This is a genomic window from Enterococcus dispar ATCC 51266, assembly GCF_000406945.1.
GTDB classification, from domain to species: domain Bacteria; phylum Bacillota; class Bacilli; order Lactobacillales; family Enterococcaceae; genus Enterococcus_C; species Enterococcus_C dispar.
The window spans coordinates 1,172,418-1,185,027 of sequence record NZ_KE136354.1 but is presented as its reverse complement, the minus strand read 5'-3'; the positions used below and the strand labels follow the sequence as shown (position 1 = coordinate 1,185,027).

12 protein-coding genes are annotated in these 12,610 nt (G+C 35.8%); 10 read left to right on the top strand and 2 right to left on the bottom strand.

Annotated elements, in window-relative coordinates:
- The first annotated feature begins 261 nt into the window (after nt 1-261).
- Genes RK01_RS05835 through RK01_RS05825 form a run of 3 tightly spaced genes read left to right on the top strand, consistent with a single transcriptional unit; the run spans nt 262 to nt 3,607 of the window.
- Nucleotides 262-2,079 (top strand): ABC-F family ATP-binding cassette domain-containing protein, encoded by a 1,818-nt coding sequence (locus tag RK01_RS05835; protein ID WP_425592504.1) that lies wholly within the window; start codon nt 262-264, stop codon nt 2,077-2,079.
- A 33-nt stretch (nt 2,080-2,112) separates the two neighbouring features.
- A complete protein-coding gene (locus RK01_RS05830; protein WP_016172362.1) occupies nt 2,113-3,060 on the top strand; it encodes a thymidylate synthase in 948 nt (315 codons plus the stop codon).
- Between the two features lie 46 nt (nt 3,061-3,106).
- A complete protein-coding gene (locus tag RK01_RS05825) occupies nt 3,107-3,607 on the top strand; it encodes a dihydrofolate reductase (RefSeq protein WP_016172361.1) in 501 nt (166 codons plus the stop codon).
- 109 nt (nt 3,608-3,716) lie between these two features.
- Here the strand turns inward: RK01_RS05825 and trhA are convergent, their stop codons facing one another.
- Complete coding sequence (trhA, locus tag RK01_RS05820) at nt 3,717-4,370, bottom strand: PAQR family membrane homeostasis protein TrhA (protein WP_016172360.1); 654 nt, start codon at nt 4,368-4,370, stop codon at nt 3,717-3,719.
- 137 nt (nt 4,371-4,507) lie between these two features.
- On the opposite strand from trhA, the gene RK01_RS05815 reads away from it, so the two are divergent.
- The 7 genes from RK01_RS05815 to lepB all read left to right on the top strand — a co-directional run bounded on the left by RK01_RS05815 (nt 4,508) and on the right by lepB (nt 9,969).
- Nucleotides 4,508-5,353, top strand: a complete 846-nt coding sequence (locus RK01_RS05815) for a DegV family protein (protein WP_016172359.1) — start codon at nt 4,508-4,510, stop codon at nt 5,351-5,353.
- 340 nt (nt 5,354-5,693) lie between these two features.
- Nucleotides 5,694-6,539: an SGNH/GDSL hydrolase family protein gene (locus tag RK01_RS05810; protein ID WP_195515626.1), complete on the top strand. Its 846-nt coding sequence runs from the start codon at nt 5,694-5,696 to the stop codon at nt 6,537-6,539.
- 35 nt (nt 6,540-6,574) lie between these two features.
- Nucleotides 6,575-7,228 (top strand): YpmS family protein, encoded by a 654-nt coding sequence (locus RK01_RS05805; protein WP_016172357.1) that lies wholly within the window; start codon nt 6,575-6,577, stop codon nt 7,226-7,228.
- A 4-nt stretch (nt 7,229-7,232) separates the two neighbouring features.
- Nucleotides 7,233-7,754 (top strand): peptide-methionine (S)-S-oxide reductase MsrA, encoded by a 522-nt coding sequence (msrA, locus tag RK01_RS05800; protein ID WP_016172356.1) that lies wholly within the window; start codon nt 7,233-7,235, stop codon nt 7,752-7,754.
- On the top strand, nt 7,747-7,968 hold the full coding sequence (locus tag RK01_RS05795) for a YozE family protein (protein WP_016172355.1): 222 nt from the start codon (nt 7,747-7,749) through the stop codon (nt 7,966-7,968). The genes msrA and RK01_RS05795 overlap by 8 nt, the downstream gene beginning before the upstream one ends.
- A gap of 15 nt (nt 7,969-7,983) precedes the next feature.
- Nucleotides 7,984-9,414 carry a S41 family peptidase gene (locus RK01_RS05790; RefSeq protein ID WP_016172354.1) on the top strand — a complete coding sequence of 477 codons (1,431 nt, stop codon included), beginning with the start codon at nt 7,984-7,986 and terminating at the stop codon, nt 9,412-9,414.
- A 15-nt stretch (nt 9,415-9,429) separates the two neighbouring features.
- Complete coding sequence (gene lepB / locus RK01_RS05785; protein ID WP_016172353.1) at nt 9,430-9,969, top strand: signal peptidase I; 540 nt, start codon at nt 9,430-9,432, stop codon at nt 9,967-9,969.
- A gap of 61 nt (nt 9,970-10,030) precedes the next feature.
- Here the strand turns inward: lepB and mprF are convergent, their stop codons facing one another.
- A complete protein-coding gene (gene mprF / locus RK01_RS05780; protein ID WP_016172352.1) occupies nt 10,031-12,607 on the bottom strand; it encodes a bifunctional lysylphosphatidylglycerol flippase/synthetase MprF in 2,577 nt (858 codons plus the stop codon).
- Nucleotides 12,608-12,610: the final 3 nt, after the last annotated feature.

Below are 12,610 nucleotides of genomic sequence, written 5' to 3'. Positions count from 1 at the left end.
TCTACAGAGACCGTAAGTGCGCATTTATATTTCAATACATAGTGATAAGTTAAAAAAAGATAATTAAATGCATTTCTTATGCTTTATAAGCTAAAATTCAATGTCTAAAAATTAGCTGATTAACAAAAATGCCTACCTGTTTTTTTTAGCAAATAATGGTACAATGTTTGAGACATTGGAGGGTGACAGATGAAAGAATTAAAGGTAACGGGACTACACAAAACTTACGGTGAAAAAACATTGTTTTACGATTTAAACTTTATGATTCATGAAAAAGATCGAATTGGTTTAATCGGGATTAATGGGACGGGTAAAAGTAGTTTGTTAAAAATTATTGCCGGAATTGAAAGTGGTGACGGCGATTTGAATCCTCTAGACTATGCAAAAGATTATCGTATTGCTTATTTAGCGCAAGAAAGTGACTTTGATAATAATCAAACTGTTTTGCAAGCAGTCTTTGAAAGCGACAGTATAAAAGTTCAAGTAGTGAGAGAATATGAGCAGGCTTTACAGCAACTAGCAGAAGATGGTAACAATAATCAGGCCCAAAAGCGTTTTGCAAAAGCAGAAGCTGCGATGAATGAACAAGATGCTTGGCAAACCGATACGAATGCTAAAATTATTTTGCAAAAATTAGGCATTCATCAGTTACATGAACCAATCAAGAATTTGTCAGGGGGCCAGCAAAAACGTGTAGGCTTAGCTCAAGTTTTAATTGATGAACCTGATTTACTTTTGTTAGATGAACCTACTAACCATTTGGATTACGATGCCATTACATGGTTGGAAAATTATTTGAAAAATTATCGCGGTGCTCTTTTAATGGTCACTCATGATCGCTATTTCTTAGATCGCGTGACCAATCGGATTTTTGAACTTTCCAATGGAGAATTGCAAGAATTTAGTGGGAATTATGAACATTATCTAGCCGCAAAAGCTGAAAGAGAACGAGTAAATGCTGAAGTAGAGCAAAAGAAAAAACAGCTTTACAAACAAGAGCTCGCCTGGATGCGAGCAGGTGCCAAGGCTAGAACAACCAAACAACAAGCACGAATTAATCGTTTTGAAGATTTAAAAGAAAGTATGGGACAAACCAAAAATGAGGAGCAAGTTGCCATTGAAATGGCAACCAAGCGTCTTGGCAAAAAAGTAATTGAATTTAAACAAGCAAATTATGCTTACGATAATAAAGTAATTTTAACTAATTTTGATTTATTAGTTCAAGCACGTGAACGAATTGGTATTACAGGTGAAAATGGTGCCGGTAAGTCGACATTGCTCAATATTATTAGTGGTAAAATTCCCTTGCAAAGCGGTATTTTAACGATTGGTGAGACCGTTAGAATGGCTTATTATACTCAACAAAATGATGTAATGGATCCGAATCAGCGGATGATTAATTATTTGCAAGAAGTAGCTGAAATGGTCAAAAAAAATGACGGAACTCAAGTCAGCGTAACTGAAATGTTGGAACGCTTTTTGTTTCCTCGTCAGACACATGGCACGCCAATTGGCAAGTTATCTGGTGGCGAAAAGCGTCGTCTGTTTTTATTGAAATTATTAATGGGTCAACCCAACGTTTTATTATTGGACGAACCAACAAATGACTTAGATATTGCGACATTAACAGTTTTAGAAGATTATTTAGATACCTTTCCTGGCGCTGTCTTAACGGTTTCTCACGATCGCTATTTTTTAGATAAAGTAGCAGAAAAATTATTGGTCTTTAAGGGAAACGGGGTTATTAATTCTTATTTTGGTAGTATCACGGATTATTTAGCTGAAAATACAGCAGACATTTCCGTAGCAACTACCACTAAAAAAGTAGCAGAAAGTTTAACAAAAGAAGCAACAACAAAGAAAAAGCTCACGTATATGGAACAAAAAGAATGGCAAACAATTGAAGAAGATATTACGTTATTAGAAGAAAAAATTGCTACACTAACTGAAGAAATGAATCATCAAGGGGCGGACTTTACGAAACTACAAGAATTACAAAAGCAGATTAGTGAGTCAGAAAAAATCTTAGAAGATAAAATGCAGCGTTGGGAATATTTAAGTGAATTTGCAACTGAGTAATGAATTTATGAGTGTAATTTGAGGAGGATATTCATGGAACAAGCATATTTAGACTTAGGTAAAAAACTTATAGCAGAAGGTCATGATAAAGGCGATCGAACTGGGACGGGAACCAAAAGTTTATTTGGTTATCAGATGCGTTTTGATTTAAATGAGGGTTTTCCTTTGCTAACTACAAAACGTGTTCCTTTTGGTCTAATTAAAAGCGAATTGCTGTGGTTTTTAAAAGGAGATACCAATATCCGTTATTTGTTACAACATAATAATCATATTTGGGATGAGTGGGCGTTTGAACGCTATATCAAAAGTGATGACTATAACGGACCTGACATGACGGATTTTGGTCATCGTTCATTGGTGGATGAAAAATTTAATGAAGAATATCAAAAACAAATGACCGACTTTTGTGAAAAGATTGTCGCAGATGAAGAATTTGCCAAAAAACATGGAGATCTTGGTCATATCTATGGCTATCAGTGGCGGCATTGGGAAAAGCAAGATGGTACTTTCATTGATCAAATTAAAGATGTTATTGAGATGATTAAAACAAATCCTGATTCTCGTCGTCTAATTGTAACGGCTTGGAATCCAGAAGACATCCCCTCAATGGCGTTACCCCCTTGTCATACAATGTTTCAATTTTATGTCTCTGACGGCAAGTTAAGTTGTCAATTATATCAACGAAGTGCCGATGTTTTTTTAGGGGTACCGTTTAATATTGCCAGTTATGCATTACTAACGCACCTAATTGCCCATGAAACAGGTCTTGGGGTGGGAGAATTTGTACACACTTTAGGGGATGCCCATTTATATCAAAACCATATTGAGCAGATGAAAGAACAGCTATCTAGAGATGTTCGACCAGCCCCAACCTTGATTTTAAATCAGGAAAAAGATTCTGTCTTTGACTTTGAAATGGAAGATATTAAAGTGGAAAATTATACCCCACATCCAACAATTAAAGCGCCAATTGCAGTTTAAATCTTTAGTAATAATAAGTGAGTAGTAAATTTGAAAGGAGACCATTATGTTAGCAGCAATCTGGGCCCAAGATCAAAATGGTTTAATCGGTAAAAATGAAGTATTGCCTTGGTATTTACCTGATGATTTGAAATTTTTTAAAGAAATGACAATTGGCAAAACATTAGTAATGGGACGTCGAACTTTCGAAGGCATGGGCGGACGACCGCTACCGGGACGGACCACTATTATTTTAACGCGCAATGAAAATTATCAAGCTCCTGCAGGCGTGTATGTGATGCATGATGTCAACGAAATTATTGACTTTGCCAAGAATGAAGATCAAACCGTCTTTATTGCAGGAGGTGCAGCAATTTATACTGCTTTATTGCCTCAATGTGATTACATTTTTCGCACGGTAATTGAAGATTCTTTTGAAGGGGATACGTACTTTCCCGCAATTGAATGGGAAAACTGGCGTCTAATAAAAAAAGCAGCGGGAAAAGTAGATGAAAAAAATAAATTTCCCCATACCTTTGAAGAATATGAACGCATTCATGTAGATTAAGCTGAAAAAAACGCCCTAAAGTGAGTTTTAGGGCGTTTTTTATAGTAAAGGAACATACATAAATTTTTGCAAATTTTGGAACGTGTCCCGTTTTTATGGGTATCTTTTTTTACGTATAAAGTAAAATGGAAAAATACATCAGGGCCGCCCCTAACATCACAAATAAATGCCAGACAACGTGCATGAAGCGCACATTTTTAAGACTATAAAAAAGCGCCCCCACTGAATACGCTACTCCTCCAGAAACTAAAAGTGCAGTGCCAACGCTTCCTAAGGATAACCACAAATCCTTGGCGGCAACCAAACAAAGCCAACCCATAAATAAATAGATTAAAGTAGAAACTTTAGAAACTGTGTCTTTTTTATGCAATGTTAACGATTTATAAACAACACCGCTAATTGCCAATAACCAAATTAATGTAAATAATGCCCAACCCAACCAACCTTTAACGCTGAGCAGGCAAAAGGGGGTATAACTACCCGCTATCAAAAGAAAAATGGAATCATGATCAAATACTTGAAAGACTTTTTTTGCCTTGGTAAAAATTAAGCTATGAAATAAAGTAGAGGATAAAAAAAGCAGAATCATCATGGCGCCATAAATTGCATAAGAAACGATATGCAGCGGCGAGCCCAAGCGTGCACCTTTAATCAATAAGATAACTAGGCCAGCTATTGCCAAGCCACAACCAATGCCATGGGTGACGGCGTTTAAGACTTCATTTACGATTAAATACTTGCGGGAAAATTGCGGTTTATCCATGTAATGACAGCCTCCTTTTAGGGAATGTTTCAAAATTAATGAAAAAACAAAATGTCTCTGTTATACTTAATGACAGAGCATGTTTAGCTGTATTTTAACATGAAGATGATCAATGTTAAAGGAAGAGTGAAGGAACCATGGCAAAACTTAAAATAGTTACGGATTCATCGTGTACGATGGAAAAAGCATTACAAGAGAAATTAAACATTGAAATCGTTCCCTTATCGGTGATGATTGATGGCGTCTTATATAAAGATGATGAAACGCTACCAGGTGAAAAGTTTATGAGTATGATGGCGAGTGCCAAAGAGTTACCCAAAACCAGTCAACCGCCGATTGGTGAATTTGTTGAACTTTTTGATGCGCTAGGGGAAGATGGCAGTCAAGTGTTATCTATTCATATGACGAAGGGATTAAGTGGCACAGTAGAAGCTGCCCGCCAAGCTAGTCACTTATCAAAAAGTGACGTTACAGTGATTGACAGCGATACAACGGATCAAGGCTTGTCTTTTCAAGTAATTAAGGCTGCAGAAATGGCTCAAGCTGGCAATTCATTACCTGACGTTTTAGCAGCAGTTGAAAAAGTACGTGAAAATACGAAACTTTACATTGGCGTTTCAACTTTGGATAATTTGGTCAAAGGAGGACGAATCAGTCGTGCTACCGGAATTTTATCTAATTTATTGAATATGCGGGTTGTAATGGACTTTGATCATTCTGAACTAATTCCCGTTGTAAAAGGACGCGGAACAAAAACTTTTACGAAGTGGTTTGAAGGTTTGAAAAGAGAATTGCAACAAAAAACAAACGTAAAAAGTATTGGCATTTCTCATGCAGATGGTTTGTCATTATGTGAAGAATTCAAAAAAGAATTGCAAGAATTATTTCCAGATATGCATATTCCTTTGTTGCATACAACGCCAATTATTGCGACCCATACAGGCAAGGGAGCTTTTGCCATTACCTATTATACAGAAGATTAATAATTGGAAGTTAAAACAAAAAGCAAGCTAAATAATCAATTGCCATTAGATAAATAGGAAAGTGAATTAGGAAAATTTATCTAAATAATTGAGATTATAGTCTGAAAGAACGCTTTTTGTTTTAGCTTCTTTTTCATTTGCAAAATTTGATGATTACCTAAACCGCAATAGGAAAATGTAAAGCTTTGTTAGTATCGAAGTAAGAAACTACCTTTTTACGTTTTTTTTTGCTAAAATAAGCGGTACTACAGCTTTTTTAGCTTAGTTTTAAAAAGAGGAGGTTTAGCATTTGAAATTTTTTAAACCCCTGATTACCATTTTAATCGTGGGAATTGGCGCCATGCTTATTTATATTGTTTTAAATCAAGCGATTCCAGCTGCAAAGCCAATATTGGAACAAACGACTACCGAAGTGGTGAAAAATCAAAAAGAAAAAGTTCATTTTGTAGCCGTGGGGGACTCTTTAACCGAAGGAATTGGTGATGAGACCAAACGAGGTGGTTTTGTCCCGATTGTTGCAAATGATATTGAAGAACGTTATCGCTTAACGAGCGTCGAATTAGAAAATTATGGTGTTGCGGGTGAACGAAGTGATCAGATTTTAAAACGGATCAAAAAAGAGAAAAAAATTCTAAAAAATATAGCAACAGCGGATATTTTAACCTTAACTGTTGGTGGCAATGATTTAATGAAAGTTATTCAGGATAATTTTTTCGGTCTTTCGATTAGCACATTTCAAAAGCCACAAGCAAAATATCAAAAAAGAGTAGCGCAAATAATTGAAGTAATGCAAAGTGAAAATCAAAATGCACCGATTTATGTTTTTGGTATTTATAATCCCTTTTATTTGAACTTTCCTGAAATTACCGATATGCAAAAAATTGTGGATAATTGGAATTTGGCTACAGAAACAACCACCAAGAAGTTTCAAAATGTTCATTTTATTCCAATTAATGATTTATTATATCGTGGTTTGGATAATGAAGTGGGGATTGATAGTACGCTAGACTCTTCTTCAGAAGCAAATTTAAAAAGCTCTGACAGTAGTGATTTAAATATTGTGGATAACAATGCATTGTACGATCAAGACAAATTTCACCCCAATAATTTGGGGTATCAATTAATGGCCAATGCATTGCGAGATGAATTGATTAAAACGCAAGCTGAGTGGCTAGTGAAAAAGTAAATAGAGAAGTGAATCAAGACGAGGAGTAGTCGCATATGACTGAAAATAAGCCAGTACAAACGCGCGAACAAAAACAAAATCAAAAAAAATTTACTATAAAAAAAATGAATGGGTGGAAGATCGCCTTTTTGGTCTTAACTGCTTTTATTATTGGCTCAGGTATATTTTTAGGTACCAGAATTTTTTCAAATAGAGAACCAAATTACAGTAAATCCGCTAAGGTCTCAGATAAACAAGGACAAGAAGTTACCACGATATCTATGAATAAAAGTCAGTTAAATACCCTAATTGATTATTATTTAACAGATTTTCAAAAAGACAGTAGTGTAAAATATCAATTTGCTTTGGAAAATGAAGCGATGCTTTCTGGTGAAACCAAAGTATTAAATTTTCCCGTGCAATTTTACTTGTATTTTGATCCTTATGTAATGGAAAATGGTAATATTCAATTACGAGCTAAAAGTATGTCCATTGGTACTCTAGGGTTACCAATTGAAGAGGTAATGAAATTAGTGAAGCGTGGTTATGATTTTCCTGATTGGATTGATGTGACGCCTAAAGATAAATCGATTACCTTGCGTTTGGACCAATTTCAACTACCAACTGGTCTTTTTGTCAAAGCTAAAAAAATCAATTTAATTGACGATGAGATTCAAGTGGGCTTATATTTACCTGAAAGAAAGGAATGATTTGATGGAACGTGCAATTTTTGCCGGCGGTTGCTTTTGGTGCATGGTGCAACCTTTTGATGAACAACCCGGAATTTATACAGTGACTTCTGGTTATACAGGCGGTCATGTTGAAAACCCAACTTACGAACAAGTTTTGACCCACACCACAGGACATACAGAAGCTGTGGAGATTATTTTTGATCCCAAAATTATTAGCTATGAAGAATTATTGCAAATTTATTGGCAACAAACAGATCCTACTGATGCCTTTGGCCAATTTCAAGACCGTGGGGACAACTACCGACCAGTAATTTTCTATTTAAATGAAGAACAAAAAATTGCAGCTGAAAAAAGCCGTCAAGCATTGGCGGATAGTGGTGTTTTTGCTGACCCTATTGTGACAAAAATCGAACCAGCACAACCTTTTTATGAAGCTGAAGGGTATCATCAAGACTATTATAAAAAAAATCCAAGCAATTTTGCTTTAAATCATCAAAGACGCGCAGAGTTTATCAAAGAGCACTGGGAGGATTTTGATGCGTAGAAGTTTTTATCACTATGTTTTAACTTTGAAAGGACCCAACCATTTAAGTGAAGAACAGGTTTTTGCTAATCATGTAAGTCATGATATTCAATTTCCCAAACATACTGGTGATTATGATGAGTTGTCTAGTTATTTGGAAATGAATGTTGATTATCTATCGAGTATGGATATTTTCGACCGAATTTATGAGCAATATGTGGAAAACAATCGTTAAGAAAGAAGGCCAAAGATGAAGAAAATATCCATTAAATTGTATGTCGTTTCACTAGCGGTAACGGCTCTTCTTTTTGGCGGTGGCGGTTATTTATATGGGACAATCCACGAATTGCAAAAAGAAACAGTTGCACAAAAAAATGATGATTTAGCACAAGTTCATCAGTTATACGATGAGATAAAAGGTAGCTACTATCGCGATGTTGATTCCAAAACGTTAGTAAATGGCGCGCTAAAAGGAATGACGGAAGCTTTAGGGGATCCTTATACAACCTTTTTAGATGAAGATGGTTCTAATCAATTAAATCAGTCATTATCGGATAGTTTTGAAGGGATTGGCGCTACTTTACAAATTAAAAATGATTATCCTGAAATTGTTCAGGCACCTATAAAAGATACCCCTGCCGCTAAAGGTGGTTTGAGAGCCCAAGACATCATTTTAAAAGTAGATGATATGACCACAAAAGACAAAAAGTTAGCAGAAGTTGTCACTAAAATTCGGGGGAAAAAAGGAACTGAAGTTGTTTTGCAAATCAAACGTGGAAGCGAAACTTTTGCAGTCACTTTAAAACGAGATAAGATTCCGCTGCACACAGTAACACAGAAGATTAGTAAAGAAGATAAGCAAATTGGAATTTTGCAAATTACTAGTTTTGGCGAGAATACGGCCAAAGAATTAAAAGATGCGATTACTTCACTGCGCAAGCAAGGTGCTAAATCTTTTATATTAGATGTAAGGCAAAATCCTGGTGGGTTATTAGATCAAGTGGAACAAATGGCTAGCATGTTTTTAAAAGATGGCCAAACCATTGTTGAATTTAAAGACAACCACAGCACCGTTTCAAAAGCAATTGCTGGTGAAAAGTTTGACCAAGGGTTTAAAGTAAATGAACCAACTGTCGTTTTAGTGGATGGTGGCTCTGCTTCGGCTTCAGAAATTTTTGCGGCTGCTTTAAAAGAGTCTGCCCATGTGCCAATTATTGGGACTACAACATTTGGTAAAGGAACTGTACAAACTGTTAGTCCAATAGATGCTAAAAGCAGTTTGAAACTGACTGTCAGCAAATGGCTTACACCAAAAGGTAATTGGATCCACGAAAAAGGCTTGGAACCCACTATTAAGGCGGATTTTCCTGATTATGCTTATTTAGCACCGTTACCACGGGACAAAAATTTGAAACAAGGGCAGACCTCAGAGAATGTCAAACGCCTGAATCGCTTTTTAAGTGCGTTGGGCTATGACACTAAAGGAGATACGTTTGACGAAAAAACGACTACTGCTCTCAAAGATTTTCAAAGGAAGCACAAATTGTCTATCTCACCAAGTTTAAATAAAGAGACTGTCGATGCGATTGAAAAGCAATTAACTACCCAAATCACTACCCATGATGAGGCTTATCATAAAGGTATTGACGAATTGCAAAAAGAAATGGCTTCACAGAAATGATGCAGGAGAAATGGTATGAGAAAGTTTAAAGACTATTTTTGGATGACAATAAAATATGCCATTATTGCTTTTGCTATTGCCTTTTTAGTACGTGGATTTTTACTTATTCCAGTACCAGTAGAAGGAAATTCGATGGAAACCACCTTAAAGCAAGGGGACATGGTTATCATGGAAAAAATTTCTAAAATCAAACGGTTTGATGTCGTTGTTTTTCAACTTGCCAGTGGTACTACTTATATTAAGCGGGTAGTAGCTCTTCCAGGTGATGAGTTACATTATGACAATGATAAACTTTACGTTAATGGCAAAGTCGTTTCCGAGCCATTTTTGTCTGCCAATAAAAAACATGTCACAGACGCTGGTTCCTTTACCAATGATTTTTCTTTAGAAGAACTCACGGGCACAAAAAAATTGGGTCCCGATAGTTACTTTGTAATGGGGGATAATCGACGTATTTCAAAAGACAGTCGTTCTTTTGGCGCCATTAAATCAGAAGATATTCTAGGAAAAGCACGCTTTGTTTATTATCCTTTTAAACATTGGCGTATGATATAAAAAAGCTGTCACGAAATATATTTTCGTGGCAGCTTTTTTAGTTTGTAGAAAAGTAAATCTTTTAACGTTTCAAGAAGCGTTTGACACCATGCAATGGTATTTTTTTATCAATCCCACGGTTGTCAATAAATAAAATAGCTAACATAACATAGGCAATCCAACTATCACGAGAGTATAAGGTATAACGAGAACGCCACTGACTGGCATATTTTTCTTTATAATCTCGCAGACCTTGGAAAGAGTAGAATCGTGAACCAAATTCATAAACCAGATAAGCGATACGTTCTTGAATAAAACTTTTCCGGGATTGTCCGACATTGGACAGAGGTGCCATTCCCAAATCAAAATATTGAATACCTTGGTCTTGCATATAGGCAAATAAATTAACAAACAAGAAATCCATACTGCCAGAAGGCGCTTTGTCAGCATGATGTCGCATTAAATCAATAGTACCAATCTCATTGGTATAAGTAGGGATAATATTGGCGAAAGAAACGATTTGACCCTCGCTGTTTTTGACAACTGCCATTGGACCACGTTGCAAGTATTCCTCGTTAAAAAATCCTAGTGAGAATCCTTTTTCTTTACGTCCATCAAGCCAACTATCCGAAATTTCTTTGAATGTTGCCATCTGGTCAGCTGAATAAGGCGGTTGTAAAACTTCAAAAGTAAAACCATTTTTTTCAATCTTATTTAAAACGGCACGAGTACCTTTCATTTTTTTACCTGAGGTAGTAAATGTATCCAATTCAACTAGTGCTTCTTCTCCCATTTTGATGAAGTCATAGCCTAATTCATGTAAAATCATGACCGTATCTTCATCTGTTTCATAAAAGACAGGTAAATATCCCAACAAGTCGGCATCGTGAATAAATTGGGCAACGGCAGCTTCAAAGTCTGCTTTTTTACCATTGGGACTGCCCATCACCACATTTTTATTATTGTAAGTGGCAAATTGTAAAAAGACAGTATCATCACTACCATCATTGTAGACATAAATACTTTTATCCTTTAGGTAGACTAATTGTGAATCTGAGTTCCCGCCATATGTTGTCAAAATATGACTGACTTTTGTTTCATCAAAAGTTTCTCCAGGTTGTTTCTTTTTTCCTTGTAAATAACGAACAAAAAGCAAAATAAACAATGCAATGACTAAAATAGCTACAAAGCCTGAAAACCATAGTTTTTCAGAAGGGAATAAGAAAAAGCTGATGGTTTTTCGGTGATGATGAGGAAATGTTGGGAGATTGTAAATTCCAATGATCAAATAAAGCAGGGTTAAACCTCCGATAATAACTCCATCAAAAGTTAATTGTTCCCAAGAATAGACGAGTTGTTCACGAAATAATTCAGTTTTGGATAAAATTGTAATCAGTAAAATCAGGCTTAGGAAAATGACTGCCGCTAGACTAAAGTCAATTAAAAACGTATAAATAATAGCGGCCACGATTAACATAATCGTCGGGAAATAGGCACGTTTAACTCGTGAAGCAATACCGCGCCCCATAATCAACAGACTGAATCCTAAAATGATACTTGGAAATTGTACTATAATATGAAAGCGAAATGGATTGACGTGCTGCAACCATTTAAATTCTGAAAATGCTTGCGGAATCGTTGCCATTAGGACCATCATGATGCCAGAAAAATAAAGCATGACAACTTCAATTTTGTGAAAGACTTCTAACGTAAGTTGCTTTGGAATACCAGAATAACGCCCATCCACTTGTGTCCATAAGTTTTTGAAAAAAAGCACCAAACCGATGGCAAAAGGAATCAAGTAATAAAAAATTCGATAGAGCAAAAGCCAAGCGATAACAGTTTCACGATTGATGCCCAGATTTGACAACCCTAGAATCATCATAATATCAAAACTACCCAATGCGCCGGGAATCATAGAGACAATCCCGATGACAGAGGCTGCAATATATAAAGGTAAAACTTGCCATAAAGGAAAAGGAACTTCCATCAAATACCCAATTGCTAAAAACGAACCCGCTACGCCTGTCCACTCAAGAAAAGAAGAAACAATGAGTTCAAGACGATACTGTTGTTTTAACCCGCCGAGTAAACCAGTCTTTTTAAAATGCGTAATTAACAAAACAACTGGAAAATACAAGCCTCCGCCAATTAACCAAATCCAATACTGTTTTAAATAAGGATTAATATCGGTAAAAGTAACGAGGAAAAAAGAAATCAAACTATAAATGGAAAGACCAGACATTAAGAAGATTAATATTTTAGATAGTGCACTGGCTACATCTTTACCATTTTTACCTTTACCAAAAAACTCTGAACGTAACCCAATACTAATAAAACCACCAAAGCCGGCAATATTGTTAATCGTATTTATTAACCAGCTCATTTCAAAAATATAACTCTTCTTGTGATTCAAATTTAACATCTTGTTTAATGTGAAATCATAACCCACCATTGGCAAGACCGCGACAAGACCGATGATAAACATTAAAAAGACTTTATAAATTGGCACATCACCTAATGTCGCTTTTAACTGGGTGACATTGATGGTTTTACTAATTGAAATAAGTTCGCCGACCACGATGACAATAACAGCTAAAAGAAAAATTGTTTTTAAAATACTTTCGTAGCTTTTTACTTTGGCAATAATTTTTTGCATATC

Excerpts from the sequence above, each read along its gene's own strand:
- RK01_RS05830 (WP_016172362.1), top strand. The coding sequence starts at position 2,113 with ATGGAACAAGCATATTTAGACTTAGGTAAAAAACTTATAGCAGAAGGT.
- RK01_RS05825 (WP_016172361.1), top strand. The coding sequence starts at position 3,107 with ATGTTAGCAGCAATCTGGGCCCAAGATCAAAATGGTTTAATCGGTAAA.
- RK01_RS05790 (WP_016172354.1), top strand. The coding sequence starts at position 7,984 with ATGAAGAAAATATCCATTAAATTGTATGTCGTTTCACTAGCGGTAACG.
- msrA (WP_016172356.1), top strand. The coding sequence starts at position 7,233 with ATGGAACGTGCAATTTTTGCCGGCGGTTGCTTTTGGTGCATGGTGCAA.
- RK01_RS05795 (WP_016172355.1), top strand. The coding sequence starts at position 7,747 with ATGCGTAGAAGTTTTTATCACTATGTTTTAACTTTGAAAGGACCCAAC.
- trhA (WP_016172360.1), bottom strand. The coding sequence starts at position 4,370 with ATGGATAAACCGCAATTTTCCCGCAAGTATTTAATCGTAAATGAAGTC.
- mprF (WP_016172352.1), bottom strand. The coding sequence starts at position 12,607 with ATGCAAAAAATTATTGCCAAAGTAAAAAGCTACGAAAGTATTTTAAAA.
- RK01_RS05835 (WP_425592504.1), top strand. The coding sequence starts at position 262 with ATGATTCATGAAAAAGATCGAATTGGTTTAATCGGGATTAATGGGACG.
- lepB (WP_016172353.1), top strand. The coding sequence starts at position 9,430 with ATGAGAAAGTTTAAAGACTATTTTTGGATGACAATAAAATATGCCATT.
- RK01_RS05805 (WP_016172357.1), top strand. The coding sequence starts at position 6,575 with ATGACTGAAAATAAGCCAGTACAAACGCGCGAACAAAAACAAAATCAA.
- RK01_RS05810 (WP_195515626.1), top strand. The coding sequence starts at position 5,694 with ATGCTTATTTATATTGTTTTAAATCAAGCGATTCCAGCTGCAAAGCCA.
- RK01_RS05815 (WP_016172359.1), top strand. The coding sequence starts at position 4,508 with ATGGCAAAACTTAAAATAGTTACGGATTCATCGTGTACGATGGAAAAA.